The 21,248-nt window shown below is 58.2% G+C and carries 21 protein-coding genes; 8 read left to right on the top strand and 13 right to left on the bottom strand.

What is annotated here, in order from left to right:
* Positions 1-2: 2 nt before the first annotated feature.
* From PM04_RS11435 to PM04_RS11450, 4 genes are read right to left on the bottom strand one after another with little or no spacing between them, the layout of a single operon-like run.
* Positions 3-1,739: a thiamine pyrophosphate-binding protein gene (locus tag PM04_RS11435; protein WP_052068450.1), complete on the bottom strand. Its 1,737-nt coding sequence runs from the start codon at positions 1,737-1,739 to the stop codon at positions 3-5.
* Positions 1,739-2,872 carry a mandelate racemase/muconate lactonizing enzyme family protein gene (locus PM04_RS11440; RefSeq protein ID WP_038006852.1) on the bottom strand — a complete coding sequence of 378 codons (1,134 nt, stop codon included), beginning with the start codon at positions 2,870-2,872 and terminating at the stop codon, positions 1,739-1,741. The genes PM04_RS11435 and PM04_RS11440 overlap by 1 nt, the downstream gene beginning before the upstream one ends.
* A complete protein-coding gene (locus PM04_RS11445) occupies positions 2,869-3,615 on the bottom strand; it encodes an aspartate/glutamate racemase family protein (protein WP_038006854.1) in 747 nt (248 codons plus the stop codon). Before PM04_RS11445 ends, PM04_RS11440 begins: the two co-directional genes overlap by 4 nt.
* Complete coding sequence (locus PM04_RS11450; protein WP_234702867.1) at positions 3,612-4,313, bottom strand: GntR family transcriptional regulator; 702 nt, start codon at positions 4,311-4,313, stop codon at positions 3,612-3,614. Before PM04_RS11450 ends, PM04_RS11445 begins: the two co-directional genes overlap by 4 nt.
* Positions 4,314-4,426: 113 nt before the next feature.
* Here PM04_RS11450 and PM04_RS11455 point away from each other — a divergent pair, with 113 nt between their 5' ends.
* The 5 genes from PM04_RS11455 to PM04_RS11475 all read left to right on the top strand — a co-directional run bounded on the left by PM04_RS11455 (position 4,427) and on the right by PM04_RS11475 (position 9,560).
* Positions 4,427-5,668, top strand: coding sequence for an FAD-binding oxidoreductase (locus PM04_RS11455; RefSeq protein WP_038006856.1), 1,242 nt, complete (start codon positions 4,427-4,429; stop codon positions 5,666-5,668).
* A 45-nt stretch (positions 5,669-5,713) separates the two neighbouring features.
* The gene (locus PM04_RS11460) at positions 5,714-6,691 is read left to right on the top strand and encodes a TRAP transporter substrate-binding protein (RefSeq protein ID WP_038006859.1); all 978 of its coding nucleotides are present in this window, start codon (positions 5,714-5,716) and stop codon (positions 6,689-6,691) included.
* Between the two features lie 72 nt (positions 6,692-6,763).
* Complete coding sequence (locus PM04_RS11465; protein WP_038006862.1) at positions 6,764-7,300, top strand: TRAP transporter small permease; 537 nt, start codon at positions 6,764-6,766, stop codon at positions 7,298-7,300.
* Between the two features lie 4 nt (positions 7,301-7,304).
* Entirely contained in the window at positions 7,305-8,612 is a 1,308-nt protein-coding gene (locus tag PM04_RS11470; protein ID WP_038006865.1) for a TRAP transporter large permease, read from the top strand.
* Positions 8,613-8,615: 3 nt separating this feature from the next.
* Positions 8,616-9,560: a hypothetical protein gene (locus PM04_RS11475; protein ID WP_081946072.1), complete on the top strand. Its 945-nt coding sequence runs from the start codon at positions 8,616-8,618 to the stop codon at positions 9,558-9,560.
* Here PM04_RS11475 and PM04_RS11480 read toward each other — a convergent pair.
* The 8 genes from PM04_RS11480 to PM04_RS11515 form a co-directional block, all read right to left on the bottom strand.
* Positions 9,552-10,166 (bottom strand): AAA family ATPase, encoded by a 615-nt coding sequence (locus PM04_RS11480; RefSeq protein ID WP_038006867.1) that lies wholly within the window; start codon positions 10,164-10,166, stop codon positions 9,552-9,554. The genes PM04_RS11475 and PM04_RS11480 overlap by 9 nt on opposite strands.
* Before the next feature lie 31 nt (positions 10,167-10,197).
* The gene (locus PM04_RS11485) at positions 10,198-11,694 is read right to left on the bottom strand and encodes a mannitol dehydrogenase family protein (RefSeq protein WP_038006870.1); all 1,497 of its coding nucleotides are present in this window, start codon (positions 11,692-11,694) and stop codon (positions 10,198-10,200) included.
* A complete protein-coding gene (locus tag PM04_RS11490) occupies positions 11,694-12,458 on the bottom strand; it encodes an L-iditol 2-dehydrogenase (protein ID WP_038006873.1) in 765 nt (254 codons plus the stop codon). Before PM04_RS11490 ends, PM04_RS11485 begins: the two co-directional genes overlap by 1 nt.
* Positions 12,455-13,462, bottom strand: a complete 1,008-nt coding sequence (locus tag PM04_RS11495; protein ID WP_038006875.1) for an ABC transporter ATP-binding protein — start codon at positions 13,460-13,462, stop codon at positions 12,455-12,457. Before PM04_RS11495 ends, PM04_RS11490 begins: the two co-directional genes overlap by 4 nt.
* Positions 13,463-13,474: 12 nt before the next feature.
* Entirely contained in the window at positions 13,475-14,305 is an 831-nt protein-coding gene (locus PM04_RS11500) for a carbohydrate ABC transporter permease (RefSeq protein WP_038006878.1), read from the bottom strand.
* A gap of 12 nt (positions 14,306-14,317) precedes the next feature.
* Complete coding sequence (locus PM04_RS11505; RefSeq protein WP_038006881.1) at positions 14,318-15,196, bottom strand: carbohydrate ABC transporter permease; 879 nt, start codon at positions 15,194-15,196, stop codon at positions 14,318-14,320.
* Positions 15,197-15,312: 116 nt separating this feature from the next.
* Positions 15,313-16,626, bottom strand: a complete 1,314-nt coding sequence (locus tag PM04_RS11510) for a sugar ABC transporter substrate-binding protein (RefSeq protein ID WP_038006884.1) — start codon at positions 16,624-16,626, stop codon at positions 15,313-15,315.
* Between the two features lie 94 nt (positions 16,627-16,720).
* Positions 16,721-17,746, bottom strand: coding sequence for a LacI family DNA-binding transcriptional regulator (locus tag PM04_RS11515; protein WP_038006886.1), 1,026 nt, complete (start codon positions 17,744-17,746; stop codon positions 16,721-16,723).
* Between the two features lie 209 nt (positions 17,747-17,955).
* On the opposite strand from PM04_RS11515, the gene PM04_RS11520 reads away from it, so the two are divergent.
* Positions 17,956-18,447: an Lrp/AsnC family transcriptional regulator gene (locus tag PM04_RS11520; RefSeq protein WP_038007174.1), complete on the top strand. Its 492-nt coding sequence runs from the start codon at positions 17,956-17,958 to the stop codon at positions 18,445-18,447.
* 161 nt (positions 18,448-18,608) lie between these two features.
* Positions 18,609-19,751 (top strand): glycine cleavage T C-terminal barrel domain-containing protein, encoded by a 1,143-nt coding sequence (locus PM04_RS11525; protein WP_038006889.1) that lies wholly within the window; start codon positions 18,609-18,611, stop codon positions 19,749-19,751.
* 106 nt (positions 19,752-19,857) lie between these two features.
* On the opposite strand, the gene PM04_RS11530 is transcribed toward PM04_RS11525, so the two are convergent.
* Positions 19,858-20,457, bottom strand: a complete 600-nt coding sequence (locus PM04_RS11530; RefSeq protein WP_038007175.1) for an HD domain-containing protein — start codon at positions 20,455-20,457, stop codon at positions 19,858-19,860.
* Between the two features lie 202 nt (positions 20,458-20,659).
* On the opposite strand from PM04_RS11530, the gene PM04_RS11535 reads away from it, so the two are divergent.
* The gene (locus tag PM04_RS11535) at positions 20,660-21,205 is read left to right on the top strand and encodes a YaeQ family protein (protein WP_038006892.1); all 546 of its coding nucleotides are present in this window, start codon (positions 20,660-20,662) and stop codon (positions 21,203-21,205) included.
* Positions 21,206-21,248: the final 43 nt, after the last annotated feature.

Here is a 21,248-nt window from a genome sequence, read left to right on the forward strand (position 1 = left end):
TCCTAGTAAAAATGCGGCAGGTTTTTGGCCCGCGCGGCACGCACCCAGCGGGGGACAAACGGCACGATCTGATCCTGCGTGGGCACGCGCATTTCAATGAAGTTCGCGCCGGGGTTGGCGATGGCTGCCGAAAGGATCGGGGTGATCTCAGCCTCAGAGGTGATGCGCGCGGTTTCAAACCCGAACCCTTCGGCCACCTTCAGATAATCCACCGCGCCGAAATCTGTCGACCAAGGCGCGTCGACGTCATCAAGCAGGATCGCTTCGCCCCTGATCCAACCGAAACTGTCATTGCGCGTCAGTATGATGGTGACGTTCTTACCGGAGCGTTTGATCGTCTCCATATCGCCCAGCACGAACCCGAGTGACCCGTCGCCCGTGACCGAGATCACCGGCCCGTCGCCTGCGTAGGCGGCCCCCAAACCCGCAGGCACCGCGTATCCGAGCGCGCCCATCGAATAATTGGTGATGTACCGCCGTCCGGCCTTGCGAAAGGTCAAAAGCGCGGAAGGGTAGATCGCGCTCACCCCCGGTTCAGATGTGACGATGGCGTTGTCTGGCATGAGCGCGTCCAGCGCTTGGGACAGTTTAACCGGCGAAATTGTGCCTTCGGGCATTGGGATATTGGCGTTGAACACCTTGTCCAGTGCAGTCCGTTTCATCTGCGTCAGGTCAAGGGGCGCGCGATCTATGGCTGGGTATTCGGTGTGCAAAATCTCGAGCATGTAGTCCAGCGTTGCGCGCGCATCTCCCACAAGGCCCACATCCACTGGGAAGTTGTTCCCGATATGCGCCTCTGCAATGTCCAGATGCACAAAGGTCTTGGCATGCGCATCCCCATAGAGCGTCCAATGATCGGTCGCGGCGCTGTCGGTGTTTGTGCCAATAAAAAAGATCGTATCGGCATCGCGGACGTAGTCATTGGAATATTCCATCCCGCCGCGGCCACCGATGACCCGGAGTGCAAGGGGGTGATCCTCGGGGATGGTGCCCTTGCCCGGTGTGGTCGTGCCCACCGGAATTTGCAGCCGCTCGGCCAGTTGGGTGATGGCGTCGGTAGCCCCCGAAATCAGCCCGCCTTGGCCACAGACAATCGCGGGGTTTTTGGCGGCCAACAGAATGTCGATGGCGGCGCGAATTTTGGCGTGATCCGCGACGGGCCGGTGCGCCGGGTAGTGGCTGTATTCTGGTTCGGCATATAAATCGCGCAGCTCGGCCTCTTCATCAAAGATGTTGATCGGTACGCGAATATGCACCGGAGCAGGCCGCCCGGATGTGGCCACGCGGAATGCTCGGCGCAGTAAAAATGGGATCTCAGCCACGTTGGTGATGACGAAAGATTCTTTGCAGATACTGTCGTATAGGGCGGTCTGATCTACTCCTGTCAGGCCATGCTTTTTGTCTTGATTGATCGGAATATCCGAGCTGAAGAAGATCACAGGCACTGAGCTGAGGAACGCTTCGGTAATACCGGGCGTGCAATGGGTTACGCCGGGGCTTGGGGCTTCTAGCACACAGGGCCGACCGGTGATTTTAGCGTAGGCCTCGGCGGCATAAGAGGCCGTGCGTTCATCACGGGTCAATACGAACTCAATATTCGAATGCGCGCGCCATTCTTTGTACCAGCCGATTGTCGTCTCGCCCGGAAGCCCGAACACATGGGTCACGCCGTGAAGTTCCAACATATGCAACAGCGCGCGGGCGCCATTCATTCGGATCGGTTCGGGCGTGATCGGCATTAGCTGTCTCCGTGGCTCAAAAGGCGGGTGCGGTACCGGGCCAAGGCATCTGGGTCGGGCGCTGTGCCAAGACCCGGGGTTGTGGGCAGGTGGACATGGCCGCCGCGCACGGGGAAGGGTGTCTCGGCAATGTCGGTCTCGGCGTAATAGGTGGACATGTAGAACTCACACCCCAGCGTAAGATCAGGCACCGCAGCCATTAAATGTGCCCCCGCCATATGCGCGATCGAAGTTTCGAACATGCAGCCGCCGTATACCTCAATGCCAGCGGTTCGGGCGATGGCCGCGATCTCAAGGCAACGGCGGATGCCACCGGATTTTGCGGTCTTGAGCGAGATAATGTCGGTCATACGCGTAGCGGTTGCCTGTTGGGCATCGCGCACGTTGAACACGCTTTCATCGGCCATGATGGGCACATCGACGGCGCGGGTAATCTCGGCAAGGGCGGCGCGTTCGTGCATGCGCACGGGCTGTTCGACGAACTCTGGGCGAAAAGCCTCAAGGTCGCGGATATGGCGAATGGCGTCATAGGCGGGCAGGCCCTGATTGTAATCGATCCGCAACCGGATCGCATCGCCATACGTGTCGCGCAGTTTTTCAAGCCGCATCAGGTCAAAGGCATGGTCCGCAAACCCGGTCTTGAGCTTGAAGATCCGCACGCCACTGTCCCAGATTTGGGCGACGTCTGCTTGGTCAGCGTCAAAGTCGGGGTTCGCGATCGAAAAGCTGAGGGGCATGCTGTCGCGCGCGCGCCCGCCCAACAACTCGGCGATGGGAAGGCCCGCGATTTGTCCGGTCAGGTCCAAAAGGGCGCATTCAAGGGCAGCTTTTGCCTCTGGGTGGCCGACAAGCACCCGTTCGGCTTGTGCCATGATCGGCTCGACCAGGACGGGGTCTTGGCCGATCACGAGGGGGCGAAAATGAACGTGCAGCGCCGCGGCTGCGCCCTCTTGTGTGCCGGTGAACACGGGCCAAGGCGAGGCTTCGCCCCAGCCGGTCAGGCCGCTGTCGGTTGTCAGCTCACACAAGGCCACGTTGATACCACCGACATCACCGGAACCGTGTGAGTGCACCGCGCGTGCGGGGATCGACACGCAGTGTATGCGCATCTCGGTGATACGATGATCGCTCATGATGGTGCCCAGGGGATGTCATCTAGGTGGGTTGGGAATCTGCGGGGCAAAAGACCCGCTTGGAACCACAAAAGGTAGGTATAGATCGAGAACACCGGCCGTCCGGTCGCGCGGCGGATATCGGCGGCGTAGGGCACCATGTTTGTGCATTCCAGCAAGATCGCGCCGATATTCGGGTTGTCATGGACCAAGCGGAGGGCAGCATTGACGTTGTCGGCGCGGGCCTGATCGAAATCGATTTCTTCGGCATCCCCAAGCACGCGTGTCGTAAAGTGCGACCCAGCCCCTGTGCCCCCCACGGGTGTATCATGCGGGATGCCCGCGGCATCTAGATGTGCGGTGGTGAGGGTTTCTGACGAAATGGTCAAAATGCCCAGCGTTTGGTCCGTAGGCAGGGACATCCGGATCAACGGCGCCTGTAGCAAAGAGGATGAGGCCACGGGCACCCCAAGGGCGCGCGACATCTCGGTTTGAAACGGAACAAGGAACCCGCAGTTGGTCGCGATCCCGTCGCAGCCCAACTCAAGCAGCTCGCGCCCGGCGTCGATAAAGGCCCCAAGCAAGGGTGAGGCATCCCCGCGTACAACGTTGTCGGGCGTGGCCGCAGGAATGACCTTGTAGTGCACCGGAAACGGCCATGTTGCGGCATTGCCGATATCGCCGGGGATGCGCGGAAAGCGTGTGTTTAGCATCAAGATCCCGACGCTCGCGCCAAAGACGGTTTTTCCACCTCGTGTGGTCATTCGGAGGCCTCCTTCGGGGCGTAAATATCTGCAAATGCAAGGCGCACAGCCTCGGCCGCGTGTTGGGCGCGGTCTTGGATGTGGGCACGCATGGCTTCGGATGCTGCCATGCCGTCACCTGTGCGCATTACCGCGATGATACGTTTGTGGCGGTGCGTTGTGGACCGACCCGTGGCCTGTAAACGGCGCAAATCGGCAGTGCGCACAAAGCGGATTTTGTCGTAGATCGTGGCGAGCAGGCTCTGCAATTCCGCGTTCCCGGAAAGAGCCGTTAACTGCATGTGAAATGCCTCATCCAGTTCCATCAGGCGAATGGGATTGGTGCAGGTTTGATATTCGTCGTGCGACTGATCCAGCGCCAATTCAATGGCATCCATGTCAGCTGGGCGCGCCCGCTGAGTGGCTTGGCGGACCGCTTCACATTCAATCGCGACCCTCGCATCATACAAATGCTGGATGCGCGTCTCAGAAAGGGCGCGGCAAAAGAAACCTCGGCCTGCGTGAAAATCCACAAAACCTTCAGCTACCAACCTATTCAAGGCCTCTCGTAGGGGGGTGCGACTTGCGCCAAGCGCGCGTGATAGAGCGGACTCGTTGATCCGCTCGCCGGGTTTGAACGCAAAAGAGGCCGCCATTTCACGCAGCTGCGCATAGATCGTGCTGACCGCGTCATCTGTGGTTTGATTTAAAGGTTTCAAAGCGTCTCGTTTTTAGTAGCGTCGTAAAAATAGTCTCGACCTTGTAATGCACGCAAAGCTGTGACTTGAATTGTATACAGGACTGAATGCGATTTGGATAGCCGGAGAACAGCATGCCCGAACACGTGATTATAGCCGGAGCAGGGATCGTTGGGGTCTCTGCGGGGATCTGGCTGCGGCGCATGGGACAAGCTGAGGTCACGATTATTGATCGGCTTGCGCCGGGGGAGGGCACATCTCACGGTAACGCAGGCGTTCTGGCGGCCTGTTCTGTGGCGCCCGTCACTGCACCCGGCCTTGTACGCAAGGCACCGGGCATGCTGGCCAACCCAGACTTTCCGCTGTTCGTGAAGTGGGGCTACTTTCCGAAGCTGGTGCCTTGGCTGCTCAAATACCTGTCAAACGCGAACGACAGTGACACGCGCCGCATTTCAAAGGGGCTGACAGAAATTGTCGCCGACACAGTGGCGCAGCACAAATCGCTTGTGGCGGATACGGGCGCACAGGATTGGGTCAACGACTGTGACTATTCCTTTGCCTACGCCAACCGCGCGGCATTTGAGGGCGACGCATACACTTGGGGCTTGCGCCATGACGCGGGCTTTGTGCCCGAACTGCGCGAGGGTGCCGAGATCCGTGAATATGAGCCGAACCTATCGTCTGATGTGGGCCTCTTGGCGACCATGAAGGACCACGGCTACATCCGCGACCCGGGCGGCTACGTCAAAGCGCTCGCCAAGGTGTTCGAGGCGTTGGACGGCAAGATCATCCAAGCAGAGATCAAGGATTTCGACCTGACGGACGACAAGATCACGTCCGTGCAAACCAACGCCGGCACGATGCCCTGTGATCGCGCCATTTTGGCCACGGGCGTTTGGTCCAAGCCGTTGATGAAAAAGCTAGGCCTTTCGATCCCGATTGAGACGGAGCGCGGCTATCATATCATATTTGAGGACGCGACGGGCGGACCTTCGCACCCCATCATGGTCGCGAGTGGTAAATTCGTGGCCACACCGATGGCTGCGGGCCTGCGGTGCGCTGGGGTTGTCGAATTTGGCGGGCTAGAGGCGGGGGCCTCGAAATCTGCGCTCGATCTTTTGCGCAAACACACGAAATCCGCGTTTCCGGGGCTAAAGGCCACCGGCGAGGTGGAATGGCTGGGTCACCGGCCTGCGCCATCCGACAGTTTGCCCCTGATTGGGCAGGTGCGCGGCTCTGGCGTGTACACGGCTTTTGGCCATCACCACATTGGATTGACCGGCGGACCCAAAACAGGAAGGATCGTTGCAGGTCTTGTTGCGGACCAGCCGGTAAATAGCGATTTGGCCGCTTTCGATCCAATGCGCTTTGGCTAAAACTGCAACGATACAAAAAACAAAAGATACAACCGGGAGACTACAATGACGAAAATCTCAAAAACATGCGTCGCTCTAGCGGCGACCACGATGCTGGCGATGCCTGCAATGGCGCAGGAAAAGTGGGACCTGCCCATGGCCTATTCCGGCTCAAACTTCCACTCTGTAACGGGTGCTGAATTCGCGAAATGTGTGACAACCGGCACAGGCGGCGACATCGAAGTCACAACACACCCCTCGGGTTCGCTGTTTGCAGGCGGTGACATCAAACGCGCCGTTCAAACGGGCCAAGTCCCTCTGGGTGAGCGTCTGTTGTCCGGCCACCAAAACGAAAGCGCGATTTTCGGCTGGGATTCCGTGCCGTTCCTCGTGTCGTCATTTGATGAGCATGACAAGCTTTATGCCGCGGCAAAACCTCACCTCAATGAGCTCTTGGCCGAGCAAAACATGACCATGCTGTATTCGGTTCCGTGGCCACCACAGGGTCTGTACTTCAACAAAGAAGTAAACTCAGCCGCTGACATGGAAGGTCTCAAGTTCCGCTCGTACAACAACGCAACTGCGCGTATGGCTGAGCTGACCAAAATGCTGCCCGTCTCGATTGAAGCCGCTGAGATCAGCCAAGCCTTTGCGACAGGTGTGGCAGAATCCATGGTGTCCTCGGGTGCAACTGGCTACGACCGCAAGGTCTGGGAAAGCCTGAGCCACTTCTACTCGGTCGATGCATGGTTGCCGCGCAATTACATGCTGATCAACAATGACGTCTGGGAAGGCGTGTCCGAGCAGAACAAAAACGTCATCAACGCATGTGCCTCGATGGCTGAGTACGCGGGTACATGGCGCGCCAAGGAATACACCGGCTTCACGCTGGCCGGTCTGGCCGCTGGCGGCATGAGCGTTCAGCCCGCAGGTGACCAACTGATGGGCGATCTGCGCAAGGTCGGTGAGATCATGGCCGCCGAATGGCTGGAGGCCGCTGGTGAAACCGGTGCCGCAATCCTCGACGCCTACAACGCGCAATAAGATCGTTACTTTCTCGGGCCAGTCCACACCAGGGCTGGCCCGTTTCCTTTCCCAAACGCCCGAGAGAGTACCATGACCGCTGCCCTACGCGGCCTGCGCCGCACGCTCGACTTTCTGTACCTTGCCGCCGGAGTTCTGGCCGCGCTGTGTCTGATTGCGATCCTCCTTCTTATTGTCGCACAAATGGTCGCCCGCTGGACCGGTGAGATTTTTCCCGGCGCGGCGAACTACGCGGGCTATTCCATGGCCGCCGCGAGCTTTTTTGCTTTCGCCAATGCGCTGAACCGTGGGTCGCATATCCGCGTGTCGCTGGTGTTGAATGCGCTGCCAAAAGCCGCGCGCCGCTGGCTTGAGGTCTGGTGCTTTGGCATCGCGAGCGCAGTGATGTGGTATTTCACCTACTATGCCTATTGGTTCACGTTTTGGTCGTGGAAATTCAATGAGGTCAGCCAAGCGCAGGACGCCACGCCCCTTTGGATACCACAATCCGTCATGGTGATCGGCGGGGGCATTTTGGCCATCTCGCTTACGGATCACCTTGTTCATGTCATCTTCCGAGGGGATCACCGCATTAAGCGCGATCTCGTCGATCAAAGTTTCGCGGAGTAGCCCGATGGACGAACTCTATGCAATCGCGCTGTTCCTTTTCGTTTTGTTCCTGTTGTTGGGGTCGGGCGTCTGGGTTGGCCTCGCCCTGATGGGCGTCGCTTGGGTCGGGATGGAGCTGTTCACCAGCCGTCCTGTGGGCGACACCATGATCACCACCATTTGGGCGTCATCCTCTAGCTGGACACTGACGGCGCTGCCGCTGTTCATTTGGATGGGTGAAATCCTGTTCCGCACCCGCCTGTCCGAGGATATGTTTCGGGGCCTCTCGCCTTGGTTGGCGCGACTGCCCGGCGGGCTGGTGCACACCAATATCGTGGGCTGCACCGTCTTTGCCGCCGTGTCTGGCTCGTCTGCGGCGACGCTGACGACAGTGGGCAAGATGTCCATCCCAGAGCTACGCTCGCGTAACTACCCGGAGGCGATGATCATCGGTACGCTGGCGGGGGCGGCCACGTTGGGCCTGATGATCCCGCCGTCACTGGCGTTGATCGTTTACGGTGTGACGGTCAACGAATCCATTACGCAGTTGTTCTTTGCGGGCGTCTTTCCGGGCCTGTGTCTGGCCTTGATGTTCATGGGCTATGTCGCGGTCTATTCATGGCTGTCGCCAAATTGGGCACCCAAGCAAGAAACCGGCATGTCCTTTGTTCAAAAGCTCGCGAACTCGCGGTTCTTGATCCCGGTCTTACTGCTGATCTTTGTGGTGATTGGGTCGATGTATGCGGGCCTTGCCACAGCGACAGAGGCGGCGGCCATCGGTGTGATCGGCTCGTTGGTTCTGGCTGCCGGACAGGGGTCCCTTAATTGGAGCACGTTCTCCGAGAGCTTGATGGGCGCCACGCGGACATCTGCAATGATCGCGCTGATCCTTGCAGGGGCCGCATTCTTGAAGCTTGCGATGGGGTTCACGGGTCTGCCGCGCGCGCTGGCTGACGGGATCGCCACGATGGAGCTATCGCGGTTTGAGCTCCTGATGATCCTAATGGTGTTTTATATCATCCTCGGCATGTTCCTTGACGGCATTTCGTCGGTGGTTCTGACCATGGCCGTGGTGGAGCCTATGGTCCGTGAGGCTGGCATTGACCTCATCTGGTTCGGCATCTTTGTGGTTGTCGTGGTTGAGATGGCACAGATCACGCCGCCCATTGGGTTCAACCTGTTTGTGCTACAGGGCATGACGGAGCATGAGATGGGCTATATCACCCGAGCGGCGTTCCCGATGTTCTTGATCATGGTTCTGATGTGCTTTGTCCTGATCTGGTTCCCAGACATCGCGATGTGGTTGCCTGAAAATATGCGACAGGCTCCCTAGGGGGTGTCGCATTTCTTGGTGGGCTGCCTCATCTGGATCGCACGCCACGGGCGATATTGCCTGATTGCGGGCCTGTTGGTGGGGCTGTTTGTGCCGGCCCTGTCACAGGCATTGCGTCCATGGGTCGGGCCGCTCATCGCGCTTCTGCTTTGCGTGACGGGCATCCGGGTCGGGGTGCGTCAGGCGCTTGGGCATCTGGATGATCTGCGTCCCGCGCTGATCCGCATTGGTCTGCTGCAAACGGGCCTGCCCTTGGTTGTGGTGGGTGTGCTTGGCGTCTTCGGGCTGCTGCATTGGCCGATCGCCTTGGCGGTGTGCCTGATGCTAGCGGCACCGTCGCTGACTGGTGCGCCAAACTTTGCGGTCATGATGGGCCAAGACCCTGCCCCGGGGATGCGGCTTTTGGTGCTGGGTACGGCACTCTTCCCTCTGACGGCTTTGCCGGTCCTGTTGATCCTTGATCCCGCGGGTGGCGGCGCGCTGAGCGCGCTTGGCTTGTCGTTTGGGTTGTTGGTCGCGATCCTATGTGCCGTGGGCACAGGGTTCGGTGTGCGCCGTGCCTTTCCAGCCTTGTCGGCACCGCGGCCCCAAGGCGCGTTGGACGGCTGCGCCGCCCTTTTGCTGGCCATCGTGGTTGTTGGATTGATGAGCGCGATTGGCCCACTGCTGCGCAGCGATCCATTGGCCTTGGTGGGCTGGCTGTTGGCGGCGCTGGCCATCAATATAGTGCTGGTGGTGGTCACGGTGCGCCTATCGCAGGCGCGCAACTGGGACATCCCCGTGCCAACTGCGATCTACGCAGGCAATCGCAACATCGCGCTGTTCTTGATTGTCCTACCGGAAGAGGTCGCGGCGCCGTTGATGATCTTCGTCGGCTGCTACCAAATTCCGATGTATCTGACCCCGGTTCTTCTGTCGCGATTGCAGCGCGGCACCGCCTCAGCTTGAGCGGATCACGTAATCGGGGTCAAAAGAATGGGCGTCGACATAGCGCACGTTGACCATGTCATTGCCAAGTGCTCGGTCCCGCGCATTTTCTGGGCTGAGGCCGTGGTCAATCCAGCGTGTGATTAGCCGCGCCGCGAGGGTTTCATGATCTACGACCAACCGCACGGTCATGTCGAATAAACCCGCAAGACTGTCCCAAGGGGATTGGTTCAGCAAAAGGTAATTGCCCTCAACCAGCATAATGCGCGTAGTCTCGTTGATCTGCCCGCCGTCGGGAACAGTCCGGTCGGCGTCGCGATCAAATGTGGGGTAGGGCACGGTGTCCTCGCCGCGCAACCGTTTGATCAGTGCGACAAAACCGTCGGCATCAAACGTCTCGGGCGCGCCTTTGCGGTGGAACAGGTCCATGGTGTGCAGGGTGTCGTTGTCGAGGTGGAACCCGTCCATCGGCATCACGGCGGCGGTTGGGCCAAGCTGATGTGCCAAATCCTCTGCCAAGGTCGATTTGCCAGAACCGGGCGCGCCCGCAATTGCGATCAGCTTGCGGTCTCGCCCGCTCAGGGTCTTGATCCTTTGGACCAGTGTCTCAGGCGTGATCTGGGTCATCTGGGCGCTCGTTTAGACAAAATTCGCAAGCCTAGCGCGCGAGATATGCGGCGATAGTGCGTTCCAACCCGTCACGCCAGATCATCTCAAGCCATTCGCAGAACGCGGTCGCAAACCGTGGCTCGGACGCGAGGTCGTTGTAGTACTGTTTCTGCGCCAGCCATGCCTTTGGGTCGGTCTTGGCAGCTTTTGCCACTGTGTTCAGATCGTCCCAGAAAGGATCGTTTGGCTCAATCGTGCTGCCGTCTTCGCGGGTGCCTTCGCACATGCGTGCCCAAACGGCGGAAACGAGTGCGAGCCCCTCAACCGGCGTGCCAGCAGCCAGACCGTCACGGATGGTCGGCACAATAAAGCCGGGCTGGCGGGAGGCCCCGTCAAAAGCCACGCGTCGGGTCGTATCCACGATTTCGGGGTTTGAGAACCGGCGCGCAATGAGATCGGTATAGGCGTCGGGCGTCATGCCCGGGACGGCTTTGACCAAGGGAACGATCTCAGTATGGGTGACCTTGGACAACAGAGCCGCGACGCTGTCATGGCCCATGCAATTCGCGATTGTCTTAAGCGAGAGCATCTCACCAGCCCCGGCAATTATCTGATGCCCACCGTTGAGGATGCGGATTTTCATCGCTTCAAAATCATGGACGGCGTCGGTGAATGTCGCGCCCGCCTTGTCCCACGCGGGGCGGCCCGCGCAAAAGGCATCTTCGATCACCCATTGGCGAAAGTTCTCATGGGTCACGGGCACCGCATCATCCACGCCAAAGGTCTGGATCAGCTCCAACTCTTGGGGGCCTGTGGCGGGCACGATGCAATCCACCATCGAGTTGGGGAAGGTGCAGGCATCATTGATCCATTCGGCCAGCACCGGGTCGGACATCCGGGCCAGCGATACGACCGTTTGGCGCAAGATTTCGCCGTTGCCTTGTAGGTTGTCACAGCTCATCCCGGTAAAGGGGCCAAGGCCCGCGTCGCGCCGTGCGCGCAGGGCCGCAACCATTGCACCGAATGCTGTTTTCGGCGTGTTGGGGTTGGCTGCATCATGGATCATGTCGGGATGTTGAGCGTCAAACGCTTTGGTCACCGGATCGATGTAGTACCCGCCTTCGGTCACCGTAAGGGCCACGATACGGATATCGTGTTGCGCCATGCGTGCGATCAGCGGACCATTGCCCGGCTCAATCGGCAGGTAATCGATCATTGATCCGACGACTTCGGCTGAGCGTCCATCGGGGGACAACTCTACCAACGTGGTCATGTAGTCTTGCTGTGCAAGCTTCTGGCGTTGTGCCTCATCAAAGGGGCGGACACCTGCGCCGACGATGGCCCAATCCAGTGCGTCACCCGCCTGCATCAAGCGGTGCAGATACCACGCCTGATGCGCGCGGTGAAAATTGCCCACGCCAATGTGGACGATGCCGGGGGTCAGGGCCGTGCGGTCGTAACGAGGCGTTACGATATCCTTAGGCAACGCGCCCAGTGTGGCATTCGATAGCTTGGTCCGCGTGCTGCGCAGGTTTTGCGTATTCATCAGCTCATCCAATTCCCGCCGTCGACATTGTAAGTCTGTGCAACGACATAATCTGCGTCAGGGGAGGCCAGAAAGACGGCCATACCAGTAAGATCTTCGGCCCGGCCCATCCGGCCAAAGGGCACAGCGGCGGCCACTTCGGCCTTTTTCTGGCCAGGGGCTTTGCCCTCGTGTTTGGCGAAAAAGGCGTCCACGCCATCCCAGTGTTCACCATCGACCACACCGGGAGCGATGGCGTTTACGTTGATCCCGTGTTCGATCAGGTTTAGGCCCGCCGATTGCGTCAGCGAAATCACGGCAGCCTTGCTTGCGCAGTAGACCGCGACCAATGGCTCGCCGCGGCGACCGGCTTGGCTGGCCATGTTGATGATCTTGCCGCCGTTACCGCGCGCAATCATGTGTTTTGCCACGGCCTGCATCGTGAACAGGGTGCCCGCGACGTTGATGTCAAAGATGCGGGCAAAATCGGCGCGCTCAATCTCGATCACGGGGGCGGCGGAAAAGAGGGCCGCGTTATTCACAAGGATGTCGATCTGGCCCATCTGGGCAATCGCCTCGGCGACACCTGCATCGATGCTGTCCTGATCTGCGACATCCATTTGGATCGCGATTGCGCCGATAGCATTGGCTGTTTCACGGGCACGTTCGATGTCGATATCGGCGATACACACGCGTGCGCCTTCGGCGATGTAGGCCCGGGCAAAGGCTTCACCGATGCCGCGCGCGGCACCGGTAATCAGCGCGGTTTTACCCTTTAGCCTCATTTCGCAATCCGCAGGCCCTGAGCGTCAAACCGGTGGATTTCATCGGCACGTGGGTTCAGGTGGATCGTGTCACCATGTTGCAGGCTCACGTCGCCGATGGCACGCACGGTCAGTGTTTCTGCAAGGCCGGTGTTGTGGATGTGAAAGAAGGTGTCGGAGCCAAGATGCTCGGCCACGCCAACGGTGCCCTGCCATTGCCCACCGCTTTCGACGACGTCGATATGTTCGGGGCGGACGCCAATAGTGGTGGCGTCGTGCTTGGCGGCCTCGGGGCCTTCGATCAGGTTCATCCGGGGTGAGCCAATGAAGCCCGCAACAAATGTGTTACGCGGTGCACGGTACAGCTCAAGCGGAGTGCCGACCTGTTCGATCACACCGGCCTGCAAAACGACGATCTTGTCGGCCATGGTCATGGCTTCGACCTGATCGTGGGTCACATAAACCATCGTCGTCTCAAGCCGTTTGTGCAGCTCTGAGATTTCGAGGCGCATACCAACGCGCAGGGCGGCATCAAGGTTAGACAGCGGCTCATCAAACAAGAAGGCTGCGGGCTCACGGACAATGGCGCGGCCAATCGCGACCCGCTGACGCTGACCACCGGACAGCTGTCCGGGGCGGCGATCAAGGTAGTCCGTCAGGTTCAGGACGCTTGCCGCGGCATTCACGCGTTTGTCGATCTCGGCGCTGTCCATCTTGGCCATCCGCAGCGGAAAGGCGATGTTCTTGCGCACCGACATATGCGGGTAAAGCGCATAGGATTGGAACACCATCGCCAGACCGCGTTTGGCGGGCACCAGGGCAGTTGCATCCTTGCCGTCGATCTCGATATGGCCGGTGGTGATGTCCTCCAGCCCTGCAATCAGCCGCAGGAGGGTGGACTTGCCACAACCCGAGGGGCCGACAAACACGGTGAATTCACCGTCATGGATGGTCAGGTCCAAAGGTGGAATGACCTGAACGTCGCCAAAGCTTTTGGTAACCTGTTTAAGTTCAATCTGTCCCATCGTTCGGGTTCCTTATTTCACCGCGCCGAAGGTCAGGCCTCGGACAAGTTGTTTCTGGCTGAACCAGCCAAGGATGAGGATTGGCGCAATGGCCATCGTGGATGCCGCGCTAAGCTTGGCGAAGAACAGGCCCTCGGGGCTGGAGTAGCTTGCGATAAAGGCTGTCAGAGGGGCCGCGTTGGCCGCTGTGAGGTTGAGTGTCCAGAAGGCTTCGTTCCAAGCGAGGATGAAGTTCAGGAGCAGCGTTGATGCGATGCCGGGGACCGCCATGGGCGTCAGCACGTAGAGGATCTCATCGCGCAGGGTTGCGCCATCCATACGGGCCGCTTCCAAGATTTCACCCGGTATTTCGCGGAAGTATGTATAGAGCATCCAGACGATGATCGGCAGGTTGATCAGCATCAGGACCACGATCAGACCAAGGCGTGTGTCCAGCAGATTGAACTCCACAAAGATCAGCGAGATCGGGTAAAGCACACCTACCGCAGGCAACATCTTGGTCGAGAGCATCCACAACAGGATGTCTTTGGTCCGGACCGAGGGCACGAACGCCATCGACCATGCCGCAGGGATCGCGATAAGGATGCCGAGGATGGTCGAGCCGCCCGCGATGATGATCGAGTTCCACAGGAACTTCATGTAGTCAGAACGTTCCTGCACCACCGCGTAGTTTTCGAGCGTCCAGTCAAAGTTGAAGAACAAGGGCGGGTCGTTGATCGCCTGTGCCTCGGTTTTAAAGCTGGTCAGGATGGTCCAAAAGATTGGAAAGAACAGGATCAGTGCAATCGTCCATGCGACGGCGGTCGTGATGATCTTGCGGTTGGTTGTTACAGCGCGTGCCATGTGCGTAGCCCCTCAAGCGTCCAGGTTCTTGCCGACGATGCGCATCAAGAAGATGGCAACGATGTTGGCAAGGATGATGGCGTAGACACCGCCCGCAGAGCCAAGCCCGATGTTCTGGCTGTCAATGACACGCTGGAAAATCAGGTAGGTCAGGGTGCGGGTGCCAAAGGCGCCGCCGGTGGTGACGAAGATCTCTGCAAAGATCGACAACAAAAAGATCGTTTGGATCAGGATGACGATGGTAATGGCGCGGCCAAGGTGGGGCAGCACGATAAACCAAAAGCGTTTCAGGGCAGGGGCGCCGTCCATTTCGGCGGCTTCCAGCTGCTCGCTGTCAAGCGACTGGATCGCTGTCAGCAGGATCAGCGTGGCAAAGGGCAGCCACTGCCATGACGCGATCATAATGATCGATGTAAGAGAGGCATCCTGTAGCCATGCCACGGGTTCCGCCCCGAAAAAGCGCCACAGGTGCGAGAAGATGCCGTTCACAGGGTCCATCAGCATGTTTTTCCACACCAGCGCAGACACGGTGGGCATCACAAAGAACGGTGCGATCACAAGGATACGGACAACGCCTTGGCCCCACAGGGGCTGATCCAGCAGCATGGCCAGCAGCACGCCAAGAACCACGGTGATCAGCAGCACGCCGCCCACCATAATGAGCGTGGTCTGAACGCTGGGCCAAAAGGCGCTGGAGGAAATAAAGCGGCTGTAGTTCGAAAAACCGACCCAATCGAGACCGCGCTCAATGCTGTCGCCGCGCAGGGGCAGGTACTTGGTGAAGGAGAACCACAGGGTCATTATCAAGGGCACCAACATCCAGCCCAAGAGCAGGACCACGGCGGGCGCCATCATAACGCGGGCGGCGGATCGGGATGCTTTGGTGGCCATTGGTTATACCTCGATCGTTAGCGGACGAGCCGCAGGAGTGCATAAAATAGAAAAAAGGAAGAGGAGAGAGAGTGTCCAGAGGGCAAGCGCGTGGCCCGCCCTCTGGTATAAGTCGCTTAGCGGTAGCCAGCGGCTTCCATAGCTTCGTTCGTGATTGCCTGAGCTTTTTCCAGGGCTTCTTCGATGGACTGCTGTCCAGCGTAGGCCGCGGAGAACTCTTGGCTCACTTCAGTTGCGATACCGGCAAACTCGGGGATCGCTGCGAACTGAATACCAACGTAGGGAGAGGGGTCCACAGTCGAGTTGTTCGGATCAGCCGACAGGATCGAGTCCAGTGTCATCTGAGCGAAAGGCACCGCTTGGTAGTTGGCGTTTTCGTACAGCGATGTACGCGCACCGGGAGGAACGTTTGCCCAACCTTCGTTTGCAGCAACCAGTTCGATGTAGTCCTTGGATGTGGCCCACTCGATGAACTGCTTGGCTTCTGCTTCTTGCTGGGTGCCAGCGGGAACGGCCAGCGCCCATGCCCACAACCAGTTGGAGCGTTTGCCCATGCCGTTGTCGGGTGCAAGCGCAAAGCCTACGGAGTCCGCAACAGTCGAGTCGTCGCCCGTCACGAAGGACGCAGCAACAGTGGCGTCAATCCACATGCCGCATTTGCCTTGGTTGAACAGCGACAGGTTTTCGTTGAAGCCGTTGGTTGCGAAACCTTCGGGACCAGCGTCGTCCATCATGTTTTTGTAGAAGTTCAGCGTGTCGGACCACTCACGTGTGTCGAACTGTGCGTTCCACTCTTCGTCGAACCAGCGTGCGCCAAAGGAGTTGGACATCGCTGTGATGAACGCGCCGCCTTCACCCCAACCGGCTTTGCCGCGGAGGCAGATACCGTTGATGTCGTTTTCACGATCGGTCATGGCACGTGCGGCTTTAGCGATAAAGCTCCACGATGGGGCGTCGGGCATTTCCAGACCGGCTTTTTCCATCAGGTCTGTGCGGTACATGACCATCGAGCTTTCGCCATAGAAAGGCGCTGCGAACAATGTGCCGTCGTGGGAAAGACCACCGGCCATTGCGGGCAGAATGTCGGCTGCGTCGTACTCAGCGGACAGGTCGTTCAGCGGCACGAGCCAGCCGTTTGCGCCCCAGATGGGTGTTTCGTACATGCCGATAGTCATAATGTCGAACGCGCCACCTTTGGTGGTGATGTCCGTTGTCACGCGCTGGCGCAGTACGTTTTCTTCGAGTGTCACCCACTCAACCGCGATGCCGGTCTGTTCGGTGAATGTGTCGGTGTAGCCCTGCATGCGGATCATATCGCCGTTGTTCACGGTCGCGATGGTGATCGTTGCGGAATGGCCGTCTGCAAATGCACCGCCAGCTGTTACCAGCGTAAATGCCGTTGCCGCACAAAGTGCGCTCTTAATAGACATCCCTGATCCTCCCTGATTGGATGTTGTCCATCAAAGTTAAGAGGAGCCGTGCTTTGCGTCAATCAAAAATTTACGCGCGTAAATTATTTTGATCTCACGCGGAATCTCGAAGGATCAGGCGGCCTTCAAGTCTTGTGCTTTTCCAAGGGGATACCGCGCCATCGATTACGGCGAACAAAGCCTCTACGGCGGTCTCGGAAACGGCGTCATAGTCGTGTGAAATGGTCGTGAGCGGCGGGCAAGTGTAGCGCGAATGGGGGTGGCCGTCTTGTCCTGCTATGCGAATCGAGGTGTCAGGGCCGCGCCCCACGGTTACTTTTTTCTCACAACACGCGGTCAGCAAGCCGATGGCCAAACGGTCGTTGCTGCACAGCACCGTGTTGGTCGAAAACAGCCCCTGCTCAAGCGCTTGATGCCCGCCCAAGCGGCCAATTTCCTCAAAGCCCCAACCCTCGCCTTCGATCGAAATCACGTTGGGTGCATGTCCAAACGCTTCCATCGCGTTCAGATAGCTTTGACGGCGGCGGTGTGCGTTCGGATTGGCGGGTGTTTTCATCTCGAAAAAACAGGGTGGCTCACCGGTGCGGCACAGGTAGTCCGTAATGTGGCGGGTGAATTGGAAGTTGTCAGAGCCCACGAACGACAGGCCCATTTCACCGACGCTGCTGTCAAAGATTAGGGTCGGAACGTCACCGCAGAATTTCTCGAGCGCGATGTGGTCGGACGCCCGCCCCAACGGCGCAAGTAGTACGCCTGCAGGTTTGAGAGAGCGCAATGTGTCCAACACTTCAACCTCTAGGGCGGGGTCGCCGTGCGAGCTGAACAATGTGGGGCGGTATCCGGCGGCGATACAGCGTTGCTCTAGGTTGCGGGCGATCTCTGCAAAATAGGGGTCAGTCAGCAGGGGCACCACAATGCCAATGGTCTTGGTCAGTTTGCGATTCTGGTTCATCGCATAGATATTCGGGCGGTATTCGTGCGCCTCTAGGGCGGCCTCAATTCGTTGGCGTGTGCTGGCCCGGACGCTGCCCGGGTCATTGAAATACTTGGATACCGTCGGGCGAGACAATCCGCTAACCGTTGCGAATTCTTCCATGTTGCGGATCTTTTTGTTCGTCATGCTACGCGCCTTAAGGGTCTGTATGACCTCGCCTTGAAAGTTACCGTAAAGCAGAAAATCTTGGCGCGCGCAAAATAAACGTGTGCGGTGTGTGGTGTCATGCTGGCGCCTTGTGCCGTTTTACGTCCGATGTTGTTGGCAGGGACAATCGGCGCTAGGTCAAAAGAGCCGCCGCAATATGGCCGCATGAGCCGATGAGAGATCTGAGCATGAAAAAGCTGAGCCTTGATGCTACGGATATTCGTATCCTGAGTGCCGTTCAGCAGCATGGGCAGCTGAGCAAGACGCGGCTGGCCGCTTTGGTAAACCTCTCCGCGACGCCGTGTTGGGCGCGGCTCGATCGGCTCAAGGCTGCGGGTTACATTCGCGGCTATCACGCGGATTTGGCGCTAGAACGGATCGTAGATTTTACACAGATCGTTGTGACCGTATCCCTCGGGTCCCATCGAAAGGTCGAATTCGACCGCTTCGAGGATCACATCCGGAGATTAGATGAAGTCATCCACTGTATCGCGACCGGCGGCGGCATGGATTATGTCATGACGATCGTCACGCCCAATCTGGCCGCGTTCCAAGCACTGATGGATGACATGTTGTCTGCTGACCTCGCGATTGAAAAGTACATGACTTACATCGCAACGCGCCATGTCAAATCCAGTCAGCCGAGCCTTACTAAATTGGGCGCTATCATCGGCAGATAGGTGCATCCGACCAAACGGTCTGTGATGGGCCTATTTCTTGGTCTGATTGGACTGAAAATAACCCAATTTCGGGCCTTCTCCCCTCAGATTTTCAATCTAAATCCTCAGCAGGTTTAAAGACACATCTGGCCGGTCAGGCCACCTGCTATGAGGGCGAAAATATGACACAAGCAGACGACTTTGGCTTTGGCACGCAAATCCGAAAATCCCCTTTCTTTGATGCGACCGTGCGGTGGGGTGCAAAGGGTTTTTCTGTTTATAATCATATGTATATTCCCCGTGACTTTGGTGACCCCGAACAGAACTTTTGGAACCTCGTGAACGATGCGATCCTGTGTGATGTGGCTGTTGAGCGGCAGGTTGAGATCACCGGCCCGGACGCGGCAAAGTTTGTGCAAATGCTCACGCCGCGGGACCTGTCCAAGATGGCCGTGGGACAGTGCAAATACATTCTGATCACCAATGCGGAGGGAGGTATTCTAAACGACCCGATCCTGCTGCGTTTGGCCGAGAACCACTTTTGGATTTCGTTGGCGGACAGCGACATCCTTTTGTGGGCGCAGGGTGTAGCCGTGTTCGCTGGGATGGACGTCCAAATCCATGAGCCCGACGTGTCGCCGCTTCAGCTTCAGGGGCCCAAATCGGGCCTCATCATGCAGGAGCTATTTGGTGAAAGCATCATGGATCTGAAATACTATTGGCTGCGGGAGCTAGAGCTGGATGGTATCCCGCTGGTCGTTTCACGCACCGGTTGGTCAAGCGAGCTGGGCTATGAGCTGTACCTGCGCGACGGCAGCCAAGGCGACGCCCTGTGGGAGCGGATTATGGCCGCAGGACTGCAACATGGGCTGAAGCCCGGGCATACGTCGTCGATCCGCCGAATTGAAGGAGGGATGCTGTCCTATCACGCGGATGCTGACATTCATACGAACCCGTTTGAGTTGGGGTTTGATCGTCTGGTCAACCTAGAGATGGAGGCGGTTTTCATCGGCAAGGCAGCCTTGCGTCGGATCAAGGAAGAGGGACCCGCGCGCAAACAGGTCGGGTTGGTGATTGATTGCGACCCTCTGACTGGCCCGAACACAACCTTCTGGAATATCAATCAAGACGGTGAGGCGATTGGGAAAGTGACATCGGCTGTGTATTCGCCGCGTCTAAAGCAAAACATTGCGCTTGCTATGGTCGCGGCAGATGCGGCCGTGTTGGGGGCAGAGGTTGAGGTCGTGACCATGTCTGGCCCGACGCGCGCAACAGTTGTGGAGCGTCCGTTCTATGACCCCAAGAAGCAGATCGCAGCGGCGTAATGATGCTTCAGCAACTATCCGTAAGTATCGGCTTACGGATAGTTGCGACCAGTCTATCGGCCAAATGGCTGTGTGCCGTTCGATTGCGATGCGGTGCTTCAGATCATTAGGCCGGAACGCCGATCACTTTCCCGGGCTGTATATGGGCAGGATCAAAGGCCTTGCGCGAGAAAACCTCGTGAACCATTTCTGCAAAGCTGTCCAACGGGTCATTCGGGTATTCGGGGTCAAAGCTGGACTGATCCCAATGCTCGCAAAAATCCACGCATGATTGATAGAACGGGTTGTCTTTGTATTGCGTGCGCAGCTCACGATCCCAGCCGTAATGATGGGCGTAGTAGTACATTTGGAAAATGCCGTGATGCTCAACCACCCATGTGACCTCTTCGCGTAGGAAAGGGCGCATGATTTCTGCGGCGAACTTGTCGTGGTTTTGCGGGGCCAATCCGTCACCGATATCATGCAGCAAGGCGGCAACAATCCAATCGGTGTCGGCGCCCGCCTTGCGTGCACGCGTCGCCGCCTGCAACCCGTGTTCTAACCGCGTGATCTGGTACCCGCTGAGCGATTCTTCGGCTTGGGTCGCAAGCTCGCGCAGCAACCGGTCTGCGGTTCCGGCTCGGTGGACCTCTTCCAAGGCTTCGAGCATTTCATACTCTTCGCGGCTGCCGTCCTTCATGGCTGTGAAATTCACTTTTTCAGACATTCCGCGTATTCCCATCATTTTGCGCCCTTTGGGCATATTCCGGCGTTTGTCGGGGCGGTCAACACCAGACCAATCACCTTCCTGCACACCGGGCCCTTGCGGCATCGGAACAAACCTTCTGGCAGGTCCTTGATCATAGCCTTCTTTCCAAAGGACGCGAGACGGAGTAGGCATCCCAATCTTTGCAGGATTGGGACAAGTCATGGCGCAGAAAGCCACCATCTATAAAGTCGAACTCTCAGTTTCTGATATGGATCGGCACTACTATGAGACCCATAAGCTGACCGTGGCCAAGCATCCCTCCGAGACGGATGAACGTCTGATGGTGCGCCTTGTTGCCTTTGCGTTAAACGCGCATGAGCATCTGGAAATGACGAAGGGGCTTTCCACGGATGATGAGCCGGACATTTGGCAAAAAAGCCTGAGCGGCGAGCTGGATGTTTGGGTGGCCTTGGGTTTGCCAAGTGAGAAGGTGATCCGTCAGTCTTGTGGCAAGGCGGGCAGGGTGATCCTTTATCCCTACGGCGGCAAAACGGCCGAGATGTGGTGGGATAAGGTGAAGAACAGCACCACTCGGTTTGATAATTTGCAGGTCGTGAATTTGGCAGAGGCCGACACGGACGCCCTGGCAAAGTTGGCAAGCCGGACCATGAAGCTTCAGGTGAATATTCAGGATGGTGAAGTCATGGTGAGTGTGGACGATAGCATGGTGTACCTAACGCCAGTGGAGTGGAAAGGGGCGGCATAAACCGCGCTCCTTCATCGGCCACAGGCCTTGGCCGATGCGGCCC

This window comes from Thalassobacter sp. 16PALIMAR09, from assembly GCF_000765485.1.
GTDB classification, from domain to species: Bacteria; Pseudomonadota; Alphaproteobacteria; order Rhodobacterales; family Rhodobacteraceae; genus Thalassobacter; species Thalassobacter stenotrophicus.